The organism is Streptomyces sp. NPDC057486 (genome assembly GCF_042802415.1).
GTDB lineage: Bacteria > Actinomycetota > Actinomycetes > Streptomycetales > Streptomycetaceae > Streptomyces > Streptomyces yanii.
Map to the genome: position 1 here is coordinate 1 of NZ_JBHVEE010000191.1, position 14943 is coordinate 14943.

16 protein-coding genes and 1 pseudogene are annotated in these 14943 nt (G+C 69.4%); 7 read left to right on the forward strand and 10 right to left on the reverse strand.

Annotated elements, in window-relative coordinates; all coding sequences use genetic code 11:
• The coding region (locus tag ACFU6I_RS44545; RefSeq protein ID WP_384379107.1) for a M4 family metallopeptidase at positions 1–992 on the reverse strand (992 nt) is incomplete at its 3' end.
• Positions 993–1327: 335 nt separating this feature from the next.
• A pseudogene (locus ACFU6I_RS44550) lies at positions 1328–1489 on the reverse strand (IS5/IS1182 family transposase); the annotation flags it as partial.
• A 276-nt stretch (positions 1490–1765) separates the two neighbouring features.
• On the opposite strand from ACFU6I_RS44550, the gene ACFU6I_RS44555 reads away from it, so the two are divergent.
• A complete protein-coding gene (locus ACFU6I_RS44555) occupies positions 1766–2488 on the forward strand; it encodes a VOC family protein (protein ID WP_384379062.1) in 723 nt (240 codons plus the stop codon).
• A 789-nt stretch (positions 2489–3277) separates the two neighbouring features.
• Entirely contained in the window at positions 3278–5137 is a 1860-nt protein-coding gene (gene ggt / locus ACFU6I_RS44560) for a gamma-glutamyltransferase (RefSeq protein WP_384379065.1), read from the forward strand.
• Positions 5138–5360: 223 nt separating this feature from the next.
• On the opposite strand, the gene ACFU6I_RS44565 is transcribed toward ggt, so the two are convergent.
• From ACFU6I_RS44565 to ACFU6I_RS44585, 5 genes are read right to left on the reverse strand one after another with little or no spacing between them, the layout of a single operon-like run.
• On the reverse strand, positions 5361–5531 hold the full coding sequence (locus tag ACFU6I_RS44565) for a hypothetical protein (RefSeq protein ID WP_384379068.1): 171 nt from the start codon (positions 5529–5531) through the stop codon (positions 5361–5363).
• Between the two features lie 42 nt (positions 5532–5573).
• Positions 5574–6029, reverse strand: coding sequence for a MaoC family dehydratase (locus ACFU6I_RS44570; RefSeq protein ID WP_384379071.1), 456 nt, complete (start codon positions 6027–6029; stop codon positions 5574–5576).
• Positions 6030–6054: 25 nt separating this feature from the next.
• Positions 6055–7542, reverse strand: a complete 1488-nt coding sequence (locus ACFU6I_RS44575) for a long-chain fatty acid--CoA ligase (protein ID WP_384379074.1) — start codon at positions 7540–7542, stop codon at positions 6055–6057.
• Positions 7543–7555: 13 nt separating this feature from the next.
• The gene (locus ACFU6I_RS44580; RefSeq protein ID WP_384379077.1) at positions 7556–8422 is read right to left on the reverse strand and encodes an amidohydrolase family protein; all 867 of its coding nucleotides are present in this window, start codon (positions 8420–8422) and stop codon (positions 7556–7558) included.
• Positions 8419–9363: an SDR family NAD(P)-dependent oxidoreductase gene (locus ACFU6I_RS44585; protein ID WP_384379080.1), complete on the reverse strand. Its 945-nt coding sequence runs from the start codon at positions 9361–9363 to the stop codon at positions 8419–8421. The genes ACFU6I_RS44580 and ACFU6I_RS44585 overlap by 4 nt, the downstream gene beginning before the upstream one ends.
• A 77-nt stretch (positions 9364–9440) precedes the next feature.
• Between ACFU6I_RS44585 and ACFU6I_RS44590 the strand changes: the two genes are divergently transcribed.
• The gene (locus ACFU6I_RS44590; RefSeq protein WP_384379083.1) at positions 9441–9887 is read left to right on the forward strand and encodes a MarR family winged helix-turn-helix transcriptional regulator; all 447 of its coding nucleotides are present in this window, start codon (positions 9441–9443) and stop codon (positions 9885–9887) included.
• Positions 9888–10290: 403 nt separating this feature from the next.
• Here the strand turns inward: ACFU6I_RS44590 and ACFU6I_RS44595 are convergent, their stop codons facing one another.
• Positions 10291–10875: a helix-turn-helix domain-containing protein gene (locus tag ACFU6I_RS44595; protein WP_384379086.1), complete on the reverse strand. Its 585-nt coding sequence runs from the start codon at positions 10873–10875 to the stop codon at positions 10291–10293.
• 117 nt (positions 10876–10992) lie between these two features.
• Here ACFU6I_RS44595 and ACFU6I_RS44600 point away from each other — a divergent pair, with 117 nt between their 5' ends.
• From ACFU6I_RS44600 to ACFU6I_RS44610, 3 genes are read left to right on the forward strand one after another with little or no spacing between them, the layout of a single operon-like run.
• On the forward strand, positions 10993–11829 hold the full coding sequence (locus ACFU6I_RS44600) for an EamA family transporter (protein ID WP_384379089.1): 837 nt from the start codon (positions 10993–10995) through the stop codon (positions 11827–11829).
• Between the two features lie 41 nt (positions 11830–11870).
• A complete protein-coding gene (locus ACFU6I_RS44605; protein ID WP_384379092.1) occupies positions 11871–12518 on the forward strand; it encodes an FMN-binding negative transcriptional regulator in 648 nt (215 codons plus the stop codon).
• A gap of 40 nt (positions 12519–12558) precedes the next feature.
• Positions 12559–13266: a B3/4 domain-containing protein gene (locus ACFU6I_RS44610; RefSeq protein ID WP_384379095.1), complete on the forward strand. Its 708-nt coding sequence runs from the start codon at positions 12559–12561 to the stop codon at positions 13264–13266.
• 147 nt (positions 13267–13413) lie between these two features.
• On the opposite strand, the gene ACFU6I_RS44615 is transcribed toward ACFU6I_RS44610, so the two are convergent.
• Positions 13414–13668: a hypothetical protein gene (locus ACFU6I_RS44615; RefSeq protein ID WP_384379098.1), complete on the reverse strand. Its 255-nt coding sequence runs from the start codon at positions 13666–13668 to the stop codon at positions 13414–13416.
• A 138-nt stretch (positions 13669–13806) separates the two neighbouring features.
• Here ACFU6I_RS44615 and ACFU6I_RS44620 point away from each other — a divergent pair, with 138 nt between their 5' ends.
• Positions 13807–14376 (forward strand): IS5 family transposase, encoded by a 570-nt coding sequence (locus ACFU6I_RS44620; protein ID WP_384379101.1) that lies wholly within the window; start codon positions 13807–13809, stop codon positions 14374–14376.
• Positions 14377–14409: 33 nt separating this feature from the next.
• Here ACFU6I_RS44620 and ACFU6I_RS44625 read toward each other — a convergent pair whose 3' ends face one another.
• Positions 14410–14757 carry a VOC family protein gene (locus ACFU6I_RS44625; protein ID WP_384379104.1) on the reverse strand — a complete coding sequence of 116 codons (348 nt, stop codon included), beginning with the start codon at positions 14755–14757 and terminating at the stop codon, positions 14410–14412.
• Positions 14758–14943: the final 186 nt, after the last annotated feature.

The following is a 14943-nucleotide window of genomic DNA, read 5'->3' on the forward strand; positions in this document are numbered from 1 at the left end:
GCGTTGCCCGCACCGTCGCCGTAGGTCATGCAGAAGCAGGAGTCGGACCAGAACGCGTTGACGTAGGCGTTGCCGTAGTGGACGCGGGAGTAGGCACCGACGCCGTCATTCTTGATGCCGTTGCGGCCGTGGACGTCCTTGTAGTAGTCCCAGGTGAGTTGGGCGCCGTAGGCGGCATCCACGGCGGCGGTCTGCCGGTCGTTGGTGGTGCCGTCGCCCCAGGTGTCGTCCGCATCGGTGAACAGCGTGCCGGTGCCGGAGCCGCCGCCGTTGAGGTCGTAGGTCTTGTGGCCGCCGCGGGTGCCGTCGGTCATCGAGTAGCTGCCGTCGGCCGGTGTGGTGCCGATGGTGACCTGGCCGGAGTACTCGCTGTTGCCGACGCCGGTCTCGATGCCCTGGAACTCGAACACCTTCTTGCCGGTCTTGGCGTCGGTGATGACGTGCAGCTCGGAGGGGGTGCCGTCGGCCTGGGTGCCGCCGACCACCGTCTCCCAGGCCAGGGTCGGGGTGCCGGACGCGGCCCAGACAACCTTGCGGGCGGTGTCGCCCTTCGCCTTCGTGACGCCCTTGGCCTTGGCACGGCCCAGCGCGAAGGTCTTCGCGGAGTCGGCGCTCTTGGCGGCGGTGGTGGAGGCGACGGTGATGGTCGCGTTGGTGGCCTTGGTGACGCCCTTGGCGGAGCCGTTCGCGGCGGTGTGGACGACCAGGTCGCCGCCCAGGACCGGCAGTCCGGCGAAGGTCCGCTCGTAGCGGGTGTGCAGGCTGCCGTCCGCGTCCTTCAGGACGGACTTGGCGATCAGCGCCTCCTGCGACCTCAGGTGCAGCGACTTTGCGGTCGCCGCCCGGGACGCGTTCGCCGCGGCCAGCAACTCGCCACGCTGCGACGGCGACAACTGCACCGGCAGTGCGCCGGCGCGGGCCTTGGCCTTGGCCGGGGCCTGATTCATGGTGTCGGCGGTGGCGACACCGGACGGCAGCACGGCGGCGATCATCGCGGCGCCGGCTATCAACGCGCTTACGGAGACGGCCTTTCGGGGGGATCTAGTCACACGGAACTCCTTCTGCGGCGGCCGGGTGTGTACGGCGAGCGTCAGCCGGGCAGGCGGGGGTATTGCCGCCCGGTAGAGCTGGAGGTGCGAGTGGGTCGGACGGTGTCCGACGTGATCGCCGCGTCGTGCGGTGCGCGTGCGTTTGCAGGAATGCTCTGCGGCGACTGAACAGAAGCGTGCCAGCATTGACGGGGACCCGTCATGCACCTGCCGCCAACTTGACCGAAATCCGCCGTTGATCGATCTGTGCTGTTCGTTGGACTTCCTTGCAACAGGCGTCACTTGAGCCCTTGGGTGGTCGGGCGCCGTCCCAGCGGTAGAGATGGGTGGCGCACCGGGGTGACCATACGGAGCGTGACGATCGTGGCCGACAGGTAGAGGTAGAGGTCGACGACCTGGCTGCGGTTCTCGGTGCGGCGTCGGAGTTCGCCGAAGCCGTTCGACCTGTACGCCTTCGGGGCACCCGGCGATCCGAGCAGGACCGTTCTCATCCTCAGCGCCAGAAGCCTTCCCCCGCGTCCTGGTTCCTTCATACCGTCGGATTCCTGCCCGGCCTCGACGGGTCAGTTGCCGAACAGCCCCGGCAGGCCCGGCGCTGACCGCGCTCCCCCGCGACGGAAACTCGGCTGCGGGTGCCGCACGGCCACCACTAGGCTGCGCTCGCGGGGCGGGCCAGGCCCCGTATCGACCGTCAGTGGATCGGAGATGCACGGGGTATGACAAGTCAACTTTTCGCGATCGGCTTCAATGCGACCCGGCCGTCGGACCTAGCGCGGTTCTGGTCCGAGTTCCTGGGCTGGGAGTTGGTCGACGGTCCGGACGACGACGTCGCGATCCTGCCCCCTGATACCGCCGGGTTCCGCATCCTTTTCCTGCCGAGCCTGGAGCCGAAGATCGGCCAGAACCGGGCGCACTTCGACCTGACGAGCGCTTCCCCGGAGGATCAGCAGCAGACGGTGGCCAGGGCGCTGGAACTGGGTGGGCAGCACATCGACGTGGGCCAACTCCCGGAAGAGGGGCATGTGGTGCTCGCCGATCCGGACGGCAACGAATTCTGCGTCATCGAGGCGGGGAACAAATTCCTCGCCGACACCGGCTTCATCGGAGCGCTGGCCTGCGACGGTACGCAGGAAGTCGGTTATTTCTGGAGCAAGGCGCTGCGGTGGCCGCTGGTCTGGGACCAGGATCAGGAGACCGCGATCCAATCGCCGGACGGCGGCACGAAGATCACGTGGGGTGGTCCTCCGGTGGCGCCGAAGACGGGCACGAACAGGCTGTATTTCGAGCTGGCGCTCCCCGCCGACGCTGACTGGGAGGCGGAGGTCGACCGCCTGATCTCGCTCGGCGCGACGCGAACCGACACCGGCGAGGGCGACGGCGGCCGGGTGCTGATGCTCGACCCCGACGGCAACGAGTTCTCCGTGCAGAGGCCCCGGTAGCGCGGCTGTTGTCGGGCGGGCTGTGCTTCACGGGCGAACACTCATGAAGCACAGCCCCCTCGCCGATCATGCAGGGCTTTTCAAGTTTCATGGGTCGTTGCAAATCACTGAACGTCTGAAACACTCTCATGAAACGCTTCCGGATCATGAGTGACGACTTCAAGCGCGTGGAAGCGCACGCCCGATGTCGACATGCGCCTTCCCGCCGGGGTCGCCCTGCCGCGCCCGCAAGGGCAAGGTCGCGATCCACTGGCACACCACCCGCTTCCGCCTCGTGACGCAGCTCGCCAAGGCGCTCAACGCCCCGACGCCCGCGGTGCGCAAGCCCGGCGCGGTGTGGACCGAGCTGCCACGGCCGGTGAACACCGGCGCCGAGCCGGTCGGCCACGTGCGCCTGGGTACGGCCGTGCGTCGACTCGTCGTACACGAGCACAAGCGGCTCGGCCGAGTACCTCGTCCCGTCGCAGGTCATGCCCGTGGTGCCGAGAGCTTGCAGTTGCCTGCCGCGTCAGCTGCACCCGACCGCCGGACGCGGCAAAAGCGTTCGTGCCGGTCGGACAGGCCAGCCGGAGGAGCGCAAGCGGTCATCATGCCGCCCCACCGACATAGCTGTCACTGGGATGACCTGGGTGGACGGGGGATTCCGGCAGGCGCCCGGTCGTTGAACCGCACTGGTTACCGCCGAGGAACCTCAGATGTTCCGCAAAGATCTCCAAGATCCATTGCTGATGAGGCCGACTGTTGCCAAAGTGCCAGCAATCACCCTCGTCCGAGGCCCTCGGAGGCTCGATGATCGCCCGCCGTGCCCTGGTGTCTGCCGTATCAGCGGCAGCCCTCGCTCTCCCTCTGCTCCTCCCCACCGCAGCCGCCGGATCGTCCCCGGCAGGCGCTGCCGCAGCACCCTCCGGCTCACGTCTCCAGCCGCCGCCCAAACAGGCCGTCGCCACCGGCAGCGGGGGCGCAGTCTCCAGCGTGAACCCATACGCCTCGCAGGCCGGCATCGAGGTGCTGCGGCGCGGCGGCAACGCGGTCGATGCGGCGGTGGCGACCGCGGCCGCGCTCGGAGTGGTCGAGCCGTACTCGGCAGGCATAGGAGGCGGCGGCTATTTCGTGTACTACGACGCCGCCAAGAAGAAGGTGCACACCATCGACGGCCGAGAGACGGCCCCGGCCCGGATGCGCTCCGACTCCTTCATCGACCCGTCCACGGGCAAAGCCATCCCGTTCCAGGAAGCGGTCAACTCCGGCCTGTCCGTGGGAGTTCCGGGCACCCCGGCGACCTGGCAGGAGGCCCTGGACGACTGGGGCACCGTCTCGCTCGGGCGCGCACTGCGCCCTGCCACCCGGATCGCCGACGCCGGCTTCGTGGTCAACGACGAATTCCGCGCCCAGACGGCAATGAACGAAGCCCGCTTCCGGGACATCACCTCGACCTCCGAACTCTTCCTGCCGAACGGTGAACTCCCCGTGGTCGGCAGCCGTTTCCGCAACCCCGACCTGGCCCGTACGTACCGGGAACTGTCCCGCGAGGGCATAGATGCGCTCTATCACGGCGACATCGGGCGCGATGTGGTGGGCACCGCGCAGAACCCGCCGGTGACCGCGGGATCCGACCGTACGTTCTGGCCCGGACTCATGGAGCGGCGCGACCTCGCGAACTACGCGGTGGTGCGCCGGGACCCGACCCGCACCACGTACCACGGGCTGGACGTCTACTCCATGGCCCCGTCCTCCTCCGGCGGTACCACCGTCGGCGAAGCGCTCAACATCCTGGAGAACTTCCCTCTGTCCTCCGCCGACCGGGTCCAGGCACTGCACCACTACGTGGAAGCCAGCCGGATCGCGTTCGCCGACCGCAACCGCTGGGTGGGCGACCCCGCCTTCTCGGACGTGCCCACGAAGGCGCTGCTGTCCAAGGAGTTCGCGAAGGACCGGGCCTGCCTGATTCGGCCCGACGCGACGCTGACCAGCCCGCTGGCCCCGGCGGACCCGCTCGGCGCGACAACCGGCTGTGCCCGGGGGAAGGGCACTCAGGAACCTTACGAGGGGCCCTCGACGACCCATCTGGTGACCGCCGACCGTTGGGGCAACGTGGTCTCGTACACCCTGACGATCGAGCAGACCGGAGGCTCGGCCATCACCGTGCCCGGACGTGGCTTCCTGCTCAACAATGAGCTCACCGACTTCGACTTCACCCCGCTCACCCCCGGGGTACCCGACCCGAACCTGCCCGCGCCGGGCAAGCGCCCGCGCAGCAGCATGTCGCCGACGATCGTGCTGCGGGACGGAAAGCCGGTGATCGCGGTCGGTTCGCCGGGTGGCGCGACCATCATTACCACGGTGCTCCAGACTCTCGTCAACCGTTTCGACCTGGGCATGTCGCTGCCCGATGCGGTCGCCGCTCCGCGGATCTCGCAGCGGAACCGGACCACGACCGACGCCGAACCCGCCTTCCTCGACTCACCCGAGCGCACCGCGCTCGAAGGCCTCGGCCAACACTTCGTCCTGGCCCCACAGACCTTCACCCCCTCCCCGGAGATCGGAGCGGTGGCCGCACTGGAGTTCCAGCGCGACGGGAAGGTCACGGCGGTCGCCGAACCCAAGCGGCGAGGTGGCGGCTCGGCCATGGTGGTGAACGAGAGCCGTTGACCCGGCGAACGTTGCATCACTCGGGCCTCGCGCAAGGCCTCGGTGCCTGCGACGAAATCGCTGACTCCGTCGCCAGTCTCCTCGGCCCCTCATCAGAAGGGCTGGGCTGACGGCCCACAATCGCAACGCGTCCTTGCCTCGCGACGAGCGCTGTAGTTGACGAAATCTGTCGACTACAGCGCTCGGTGTGCGACGCGAAGTCGCTACGCGCCAGTGAGGACAGTCACGTGAAGGAGGTGTCGATCGGCTGTCGCGCCACGACGATCCGTCCTGGCCTGCTCCTGTCGGCGCAGCGCTTCGCTCCCCCGACCACCCGTCCCGGCTGGACCTGCTGACAGTCGCAGCCGGACTCGCAGTGCACCTCGGGACGCCCCACCTCGCTGTTCGCACTCATCCTTCGACGATGACGCCCGGCCCTGCGTAACCCCGTGGCCGCTCAGGCGTAGAAGCGTGAGACGCTCTGCAGCACTGCGGCCGGCTTTGCCTCGCCATCGATCTCGACCGTGCCGTTGACCGTGATCTGCAGGCCACCGGGCACCTCCTCGACCTCGGCGAGCCGGGCGGCCAGGCGGATGCGTGAGCCGACCTTCACCGGGGCGGGAAAGCGCACCTTGTTGAGGCCGTAGTTGACCTTGGTAGCGACGCCCTCGACCTCGAGCAGCTCGGTGAAGAAGGGGATGAACAGGGACAGCGTCAGGTAGCCATGGGCGATCGGGGCGCCGAAGGGGCCGGAAGCGGCGCGGTCGGGGTCGGTGTGGATCCACTGGTGGTCGTCGGTGGCCTCCGCGAAGAGGTCGACACGGTCCTGGGTGACCTCCAACCACGAGCTGGTGCCGAGGTCGGTGTCGGCGAGAGACTTGAGCTGGTCGAGTCCGTTGACGGTGAGTGCCATGGTGACGGGGCAGCCTTTCGGTCAGTCAATTGCCGTGCTGGGCACGGATGTCGTTCTTGCGGAGCTTTCCGGATGCGGTACGCGGCAGCCTGTCCACCAGCAGCACCGACTTCGGGAGTTTGTACTTGGCGAGCACGCCCGCCAGCCGGGCCTGCAGGAGCTCGGGGTCGAGCTCACTGCCGGGTACGGGGACGACGACGGCGCGGCCGACCTCGCCCCACTTCTCGTCGGGCACGCCGATCACGGCGCATTCGGCGACCCCGGGAAGGGCCAGCAGGGCGTCCTCAACCTCGGCGGGGTAGACGTTCTCGCCGCCGGAGATGTACATGTCCTTGATCCGGTCGGCGATGGTGACGTAGCCGTCCGCATCGACGCGGGCGGCGTCGCCGCTGCGGAACCAGCCGTCGGTGAAGGCGGCGGCCGATGCCTCGGGCAGGCCCCAGTAGCCGGGGCTGACGTGGGGGCCGCGCACCATGACCTCGCCCAGCTCCCCCGGCGCGACCTCGGACCCGTCGGCGGCGAGCACGCGCACATCGCTGAAGAAGTGCGGCACGCCCGCGGAACCCGCCTTGCTGACGGAGTGTTCGGCGTCGAGGAAGAGCGTGCCGGGGGCGGCCTCGGTCATGCCGTAGCCCTGGAGGAAAGTGAGTCCGCGGCGCTGGTAGAGGTCGATGAGGGAGGTGGGCACCGGGGCGCCGCCGCAGGTGAGCAGGCGCAGGCTGCTGAGGTCGGCCGTTTCCCATTGGGGCCGGCGGGCCATCAGGTCGTACATCGTGGGAACGCCGAACACGAAGGTGATCCGATGCCGCTCGATCAGCTCCAGCGTCGCGGTGGCGTCGAAGGACTCGACCAGCACGCAGGTGCCGCCCTTGAGCAGGACCGGGAGGGTGAGCATGTTGAGCCCGGCCGTGTGGAACAACGGCGCGGAGACGAGGGCGCGTTCATCGGCGACCAGGTCGTGGTCGACCAGGACGTTGACGGCGTTCCAGGTCACGTTGCCATGGGTGAGCATGGCGCCCTTGGGGCGGCCGGTGGTGCCCGAGGTGTACATGATGATGCAGGTGTCGCCGAGGGAGACCGGCTCGTCGATCGGGGTGGCATCGACGGCGGCCAGCCGCGCCTCGTAGGCGGGGCCGACCTCGACCGTGATCGGGGCACCGGAGCCGGCGACGAGGTCGGCGCAGCTCGGGGCGTGGATCAGTACCTTGGCGCCGCAGTCGTCGAGTTGGAAGGCGATCTCGGGCGCGGCGAGGCGGGTGTTGAGGGGGACGAAGAGGGCGCCGAGTATTCCGGCCGCGAAGCAGGTCTCCAGGAAGGCGGGATGGTTGGGTCCCAGGTAGGCGACGCGGTCGCCGCGGCGGACGCCGGCGGCGCGCAGCGCGTGGGCGAGCCGGGTGGTGCGGTCGTGCAGCTCGGCGTAGCTGACGCTGCGGTCACCGTGGACGAGCGCGGTGCGGTGGGGGGTCTTCCGGGCGCGGCGGGCGGGCCAGGAGCCGAATCCCTCGTTGCGCATGGCGGGTGCCCTCTCAGCTGAGCCCGAGCAGCCGGGCGGCGTTGTCCTTGAGGATCTTGGGTTTGACCGCGTCCTTGATCGGCAGCTTGTCGAAGTCTGCGAGCCAGCGGTCCGGGGTCAGCACCGGGTAGTCGGAGCCGAAGAGCACCTTGTCCTGGAGCAGCGAGTTGGCGTACTGCACCAGCTGCGGCGGGAAGTACTTCGGCGACCAGCCCGACAGGTCGATGTGCACGCCCGGCTTGTGGGTGGCGACGGCGAGGGCCTCGTCCTGCCAGGGGAAGGAGGGGTGGGCGAGGATGATCTTCAGGTGGGGGAAGTCGGCGGCGACGTCGTCGACGTGCATCGGGTTGGAGTACTTGAGCCGGATGCCGCCTCCTCCCGGGACGCCGGCGCCGATGCCGGTCTGGCCGGTGTGGAACAGGGCGACGGTCCCGGTCTCCTCGATGACCTCGTAGAGCGGGTAGGCGAGGCGGTCGTTGGGGAAGAAGCCCTGGATGCTGGGGTGGAACTTGAAGCCCTTGACCCCGTACTCCTCGACCAGTCGCCGCGCCTCGCGCACGCCGGCCTTGCCGCGGAAGGGGTCGATGGAGGCGAAGGGGATCAGCACGTCCGGGTTGGCGGCGGCCGCCTCGGCCACCTCCTCGTTGGGGACCGGGGGCGTGCCGGTGGCGTGCTCGGCGTCGACGGTGAAGACGACGGCGGCCATGCGGCGCTCGCGGTAGTGGGCGGCCATCTCCGGCAGGGTGGGCTTGCGGGCACTTTCGACCTTGAAGTAGCTGCTGGACGCCGCGTGCAGGTCGTCCGCGAGGGAGGCCTTCCCGCTCGAGGAGACCTCGGCGTGCGTGTGCACGTCGATGGCGGTCAGCTCGCTCACGTTCACGTGGCGCTCCCCTCGGGGACGGCCGGCGCCGGGATGCCGACGGTCTGCGGCTCGCGGCCCACGGAGGTGGCCCAGCTCGCGGCGATGGCCTCGGGGCTCCAGCCGCCGTCGGCGTAGGCGACGGCCGTCTCCTGCGGGTGGGACCACAGGGCCAGCTTGTCACCGCCGATGCCGATGCACTGCCCGGTGACGGCGCGGGCGGCGTCCGAGGCGAGGAAGGGGATCAGCGCGGCACAGTCCTCGGCGGTGCCGAAGCCCTCGCCCTTGCGCAGGAAGTCCGGCAGCGGGCTGCCCTGCCTCATGGCCTCGATGTAGGGGGCGAAGGCGGGGATGGTCTCGGTCATGGCGGTAGCAGCGACCGGCACGATCGCGTTGACGGTGATGCCGTTGCGGGCGAGCTCCATGGACCAGGTGCGGACCATGGCGGCGATGCCGGCCTTGGCGGCCGCGTAGTTGGTCTGCCCGAAGTTGCCGCGCTGCCCGGCCGGGGAGCCGACCATGATCAGGCTGCCGCCCTCGCCCTGCTCGCGCATGCGGATCGCGGCGGCGCGGGCGCAGGTGAAGGTGGCGCGCAGGTGGGTGGCGATCACCGCGTCGAAGTCCTCGTCGGTCATCTTCCACAGCACCTTGTCGCGCAGGATGCCGGCGTTGGTGACCATGACGTCCAGGCGGCCGAACTCGGCGACGGCCCGGTCGACCAGCGCCTGCGCCGCCTCGCCGGAGCCGACGGCGACGGCCTCGGCGACGGCGTGGCCGCCGGCTTCGGTGATGGACTTCGCGGCCTGTTCCGCAACCTCGGCATCCAGGTCGTTGACGACCACGGCGGCACCGGCGCGGGCCAGGGCGGTGGCGTAGGCGAGCCCGAGCCCGCGTCCGCTGCCGGTGACGACGGCGACCTTGCCGGTGAGGTCGATCGATTCACGAAGGTGTTCAGCACTCATGGCAATGGAAGGTAGGAGCAATCATTGTGTTCGTCAATGGTTGTTTCCGACCGTGATTCTGCGGCATGATCTCCGCTATGAGCGACGAGCCCTGGATGCGCGGCCTGCACACGGACACCGGCTACCTGCTGTACCGGCTCGGCCTGCGGTCCGGCAGCCTCTTCAACGCCGGCCTGGAGCAGCACGGGCTGCGCCTGCGCCACTACGCCGTGCTGCGCTACCTTGCCACCGTCGAGGGCGCGCGACAGCGTGAGCTCGCCGACCGCCTGGGCTATGACCCGAGCGCGATCGTCTCCCTCCTCGACGACCTGCAGCGGCTGGAGCTCGCCGAACGCAAGCCCGACCCGAGCGACCGCCGCAACCGCATCGTCGTGCTCACCGCCGCCGGACGGGAACTGCTGCGCGACAGCGAACAGGACGGCGCCCAGGTCACCGACGCCCTGCTCGCACCGCTCTCCACCGAGGAGCGCAGCACGCTGCACGCGCTGCTGCTGCGCATCGCGGAGCCCGGCGGCGAGGACTGAGCCCGGCGTCCCGCCAGAGCCCCGGGGCGCCGGCGCCGCGCTCGGCCTCCGACCGGCTGCTCGACGTCCTGGCGGCGTTCGAGCGGAGGCACCCCTCCGTGCTCCGCCACGGCCGTACTGGACCATCCGTTCCGTGCCGTCGAGCCACCCATCGCCCGGGGTGACGAACCAGTGTGCTGCTGGGCGTTCGCCGCAGCGGACGTCGCTGCACCACGGGCCCGGACGGGCATGAGCTCTTCGGCCCGGGGGCGAGCAGTTCTCCACACCACTCCCGCCCCAGACCCGGCAGGATCCGACGAGACCCGCGCCCACCCAAGCGCAACAGGTGTGGCGCCACCGCCGGTTCAGGTGATCCGCAAGGCCGGGGCCGTATGGATCACCAGGCCGACCCGCACTGCGCGGGTCAGGTTGCGGGGGCAGGGCCGGGCGGCAGGTGAACCGTCATGATCAGGTGGCAGGTTTCGGCGCCGGATCCACGGTAGACATGGGGGGCATCACCGCCGAAGGTAGCGGTCTGCCCCGCTTCGACGGGGTGCTCGGTGCCGTCGACGACCAGGATCATCCGGCCGGAGGTGACACTGACGGTTTCCACGACTCCGGCCTGGTGGGGGTGGCTGGGGTACTCCTCGCCGGGCTCCAGTTGCCAGCGCCAGACCTCGACCGGCGCCGGGCCCGAGGTCGTCAGCATGAGCCGGGCTTCACTGCCCTGCGCTCCGGTCCACAGAGGGGCCACGGCGTCGGCGGTCACGACACGGACGCTGCCTTCGGCCGGTCCTTCCATCAGCGCGGACACCGAAATGCCGAGCGTGTCGGCCAGTCGGACCAGGGTGGCGAAGTTGGGGTTGCCCTGGGCTTTCTCCAATCCCACCAACGCGCCCTTGCTGACCTGGGCACGCCGGCCGAGCTCGTCCAGGGACAGACCGGCGCGGGTGCGGGCCGCTCTGACGTTGTGCGCGAGCGTCCGCAGGGCTGCGGCCGTCTCGGCCATCTGATCACCATCCTCACAAGTGGACCACTTGATTGCACCGTGCGGTCATTCGGTTGACACTCACCGGTCGATCTGTTGTACGGTTCAGTCGTTCCATTGAATAGTAAGGGATGTAGCGTGATCGCTCTGCTGCTGGCCCTGGGCAGCTCACTCGCCTATGGATGCGCCGATTTCCTCGGTGGCCTCGGAGCCCGCAAGGCTCATGTGCTGCGTACCGTGATGATCGCAGCCCCGGCCAGCCTCGCGGTCGAGCTGCTGCTGTGGCCATTCCTCGGCGCCTCTTTCAGTACTGGCGCTCTCAGCTGGGGTGCCGCATCGGGGGTCACCTCGGCCGCCGCGTTCGCCCTGCTCTACCGCACCCTGGCGATCGGCCCGATGAACGTGCTGTCGCCCGTGACCGCCCTGGTGTCCGCCGCGCTGCCCGTCGGTGTGGGTCTGCTGCAGGGCGAGCACCTGGCCGCTGCCGGACTGGTGGGTCTGCCGCTCGCCCTGGTGGCAGTGGTACTGGTCAGCGCCGGACACGGCGCGGGCTCGGCACGCCCCTCACGCACCGCGCTGCTGCTGGCCTTCGGCGCAGGCGCCGCCATCGCTCTCCAGCTGATCTTTCTGCACCAGGCGCCGTCCGACAGCGGAGTCGCTCCACTGATCATGGGCCGGGCGGTCTCCTCGGCGGTCACCCTGGCCGCGGCCGGGCTGATGCACCGCAAGCTCGGCTCGGCGCGGCCCGCGTACGCGATGTCAGCGGCCGCGGGTGTGCTGGACTCGCTGGCGAACCTACTGTTCCTGCTGGCCGCCCGCAGCGGGGACCTCACCGTCGTCGCCGTGATCACCGCCCTCTACCCGGCCGGCACGGTCCTGCTCGCCCGCACCGTGCTCGCCGAACGCATCCACCGCGGCCAACTCGTCGGACTCGGCACCGCCGCCGCTGCCGTCGGCCTCCTCGCCCTCACCTGAATCACCCCCAACCCCTCCTCCGTCCACGCAAGGAGAGCAGCATGTTCATCCAACCCTGGGACGCCGGCCTGGACGAAGCCGAATGGCAGACCTGGATCGCCGAAGGCCACGACTTCGGACAGCTGAGCGTCAACGGCCTGCCCGGCCACCCGCCCGTCGCCGTCCCCACCCACTTCACCAGCGACGGAAACCACCTCCTGGTCCACTTCGCCCGACCCAACCCGGTCTGGAAGGCGATCGAGCACGACCCGAACGTCCTCCTCACCGTCTTCGGCGACTACGCCTTCATCCCCGGCCCCTGGCGTGCCAAGGCCGACACCTCGCCCACCGACGGCGTACCCACCAGCTACTACACGGCCGTCCAGTTCACCTGCCGCGCCAGCATCGTCGACGACCCCGAGGCCAAGGCCGAGCTGCTGCGCCGCCAGCTCGCCCACTTCCAGCCCGACGGCGACCACGCCCCCGTCACCGTCGACCAGCCGCCCTACGGCCGGATGCTGCCCGGCATCCGCGGACTGCGCCTGGAAATCACCGACGTAGTCGCGAAGTTCAAATACGACGACCACAAACCCGTCGAACACCGCACCGCCGTCGCCGACCACCTCACCGCACGCGGCCAGGGGCTCGACGCCCCCACCGCACTCCAGCAGCGCCGCCGACTGGACCGCATCGGCCCCTGGAAGCCCTGACCTCACGCCCCACCCCGGCACAGAAACGGAAACCCCACCCATGACCGCCTTCCGCCTCTCCCCCGCTGTCGCGGACGACTTCCCCGGCACCCTCATCGCCCTGGTCACCGCCACCGGCCTGCGCGGCCGTGAACCCTGGCCCGACACCACCGCCGCCCTGGAGGACCTGGAGCAACAGCTCGCCGACGGCACCTGGCAGCCTGCCGACGAGACCGACCCCCGCATCGAGGCGTGGCATACCGCCTACCGCTCCTTCGGCACCAACCCCCGCCGCATCCGCCCCAGCGTCGACGCGCTCGGCCGCCGCCTCGCCAAAAAGGGGACCCTGCCGCGCATCAACCCGGCCGTCGACGCCTACAACGGCGTTTCCGTGCAGCACGGCCTGCCCGTCGGCGCCTTCGACCTGGCCCACGTCACCGGCGATGTCGTCATCCGCCACGCGGACGGCACCGAGTCCTTCACACCGCTCGGCGAACCCGACACCATCGAGAACCCCAAGACCGGCGAGATCATCTACGCGGACACCACCGGCGTCCTGACCCGCCACTGGAACCACCGCGACGCCCACCGCACCCGCGTCACCGAGGACTCCACACACGTCGCCTTCGTCATCGAAACCCTCCACGCCACCCGTGACGGCCACCTCCTCGAGACCGCGGCGCGGGAGCTGCAGGGCCTGCTCATCCCGCACGCCGAACAGACCGCCGTGTATGTACTCAGCCCGGCACAGTCCCAGGTCACCGTCTAAGAACCCCTCACGAAATGATCTTCGAGGTGGTTGAATCACTCCGGGACTGTCGATCCGAGGTGCGACTGAGCGCTCCGGTTGGCCGGTGAGCGTTCAAGTCGGCCACTTGAGCCGTAGTCGACTGGGACAGGACGGCTACGGGGCTCGTCAGGCATCCAGCAGGAGAAGCCAGACCTCGGAGAAGGCGAGGCCGTGCTCGTGGGTCACGACTTCGCGCGGGCAGCCCAGCGCGATCAAACGCCAGTCGCAGGTGACCGTCCACGGGCCGGCCGTACCCCCGCATCCTGGGCAACCAACGGTCTCGGCCGTCCACACACCGGGGGCGGGTCTGCCGTGACGACGGAACCGGCCCGTGTACTGGACCTGCCAGGGCTCGACCGGCGGCGTGAGCGGGGTGGCCAACGGTCCCTGGGGCCGGGCGTACGACCTGTTCCGCCGCTGGCAGCGGAACGGCACCTGGCATCGGATCTTCACTGAACTCCAGGCCCAGGCTGACGCGAAAGAGCTGATCATCTGGGGCATCAACATCGACTCCACCGTGTGCCGGGCCCACCAGCACGCCGCCGGTGCGAGGAAAAGGGGGAGCTGCAGAAGGAGCCGCCCGGCGGCGTCAGCGTCGAGCCGGACGACCACGGGCTCGGGCGCTCGCGCGGCGGCCTGACCACCAAGGTGCACCTGGCCGTCGAACAGGGCCAGAAGCCCATGTCCATCGTGATCCCGGCCGGGCAGCGGGGCGATTCCCCGCAGTTCGAGCCGGTCCTGAACAAGGTCCGTGTCCCTCGTCTTGGGCCAGGCAGGCCGCGCACCCGTCCCGACCGCGTGCGGGCCGACAAGGCGTACGCCTCCCGCAAGAATCGTGCCTACCTGCGCAGACGCGGGATCCGCTGCACCATCCCGGACAAGGCCGATCACGTCCGCAACCGCAAGAGGCTCGGCGCTCGCGGCGGCCGTCCGCCGAAGTTCGACAAGGTCGACTACCGGGAACGCCACGCGGTGGAATGTGGCATCAACCGCCTCAAGAGGAACCGGGCAGTGGCCACGCGTTACGAGAAACTCGTCGTCCGCTACGAAGCAACCGTCCTGGTCGCGGCCATCAACGAGTGGCTGTGACCAGCACTTCCACCAGGGGCGCGGGACGGGCCGTCAGCGGTGGCCCAGCACGTTGACCACGCGTCCGCTGGGGTCGCGAACGAAGAACCGCCGCACACCCCACTCCTCGTCCTGCAAGGGGTGAATGATCTCCGCACCGCTCTCCCGCATGACCGCATAAGCCGCATCCACGTCGTCCACCTCGACGCTCATGTCGGGGGCGACAGGCGCGGTTTTGTCGCTGGTCATGACGCTGATCTGCGCTGCCGGGCTGGACGGGGAGGCGAGCGTCATGATCCAGCCGTGGTTCATGACCTCCTCGAAGCCCAACAGGCCATAGAACTCCCGGCTCTCCTGCGCGGCCTCCGACCGGATGTTGGGCACGACACGGCGAACGGCCATCGATGACTCCAAACGAGAACGAACCTGTCTTTGCGTCTCCCCAGGAGTACTACGGCACGTCCGCAGCCGCACGCACTTTCGATACACGCCCTAGCTTGATCTTTAACCTCGGAGGTCGAACGGCTCCTCGTACTTGATCACTCGGACTGGCAACCGCCTTACACGAGGGCGGCCTTCGGCCGAGCA

Excerpts from the sequence above, each read along its gene's own strand:
- ACFU6I_RS44555 (WP_384379062.1), top strand. The coding sequence starts at position 1,766 with ATGACAAGTCAACTTTTCGCGATCGGCTTCAATGCGACCCGGCCGTCG.
- ggt (WP_384379065.1), top strand. The coding sequence starts at position 3,278 with ATGATCGCCCGCCGTGCCCTGGTGTCTGCCGTATCAGCGGCAGCCCTC.
- ACFU6I_RS44565 (WP_384379068.1), bottom strand. The coding sequence starts at position 5,531 with ATGAGTGCGAACAGCGAGGTGGGGCGTCCCGAGGTGCACTGCGAGTCC.
- ACFU6I_RS44570 (WP_384379071.1), bottom strand. The coding sequence starts at position 6,029 with ATGGCACTCACCGTCAACGGACTCGACCAGCTCAAGTCTCTCGCCGAC.
- ACFU6I_RS44575 (WP_384379074.1), bottom strand. The coding sequence starts at position 7,542 with ATGCGCAACGAGGGATTCGGCTCCTGGCCCGCCCGCCGCGCCCGGAAG.
- ACFU6I_RS44585 (WP_384379080.1), bottom strand. The coding sequence starts at position 9,363 with ATGAGTGCTGAACACCTTCGTGAATCGATCGACCTCACCGGCAAGGTC.
- ACFU6I_RS44590 (WP_384379083.1), top strand. The coding sequence starts at position 9,441 with ATGAGCGACGAGCCCTGGATGCGCGGCCTGCACACGGACACCGGCTAC.
- ACFU6I_RS44595 (WP_384379086.1), bottom strand. The coding sequence starts at position 10,875 with ATGGCCGAGACGGCCGCAGCCCTGCGGACGCTCGCGCACAACGTCAGA.
- ACFU6I_RS44605 (WP_384379092.1), top strand. The coding sequence starts at position 11,871 with ATGTTCATCCAACCCTGGGACGCCGGCCTGGACGAAGCCGAATGGCAG.
- ACFU6I_RS44610 (WP_384379095.1), top strand. The coding sequence starts at position 12,559 with ATGACCGCCTTCCGCCTCTCCCCCGCTGTCGCGGACGACTTCCCCGGC.
- ACFU6I_RS44625 (WP_384379104.1), bottom strand. The coding sequence starts at position 14,757 with ATGGCCGTTCGCCGTGTCGTGCCCAACATCCGGTCGGAGGCCGCGCAG.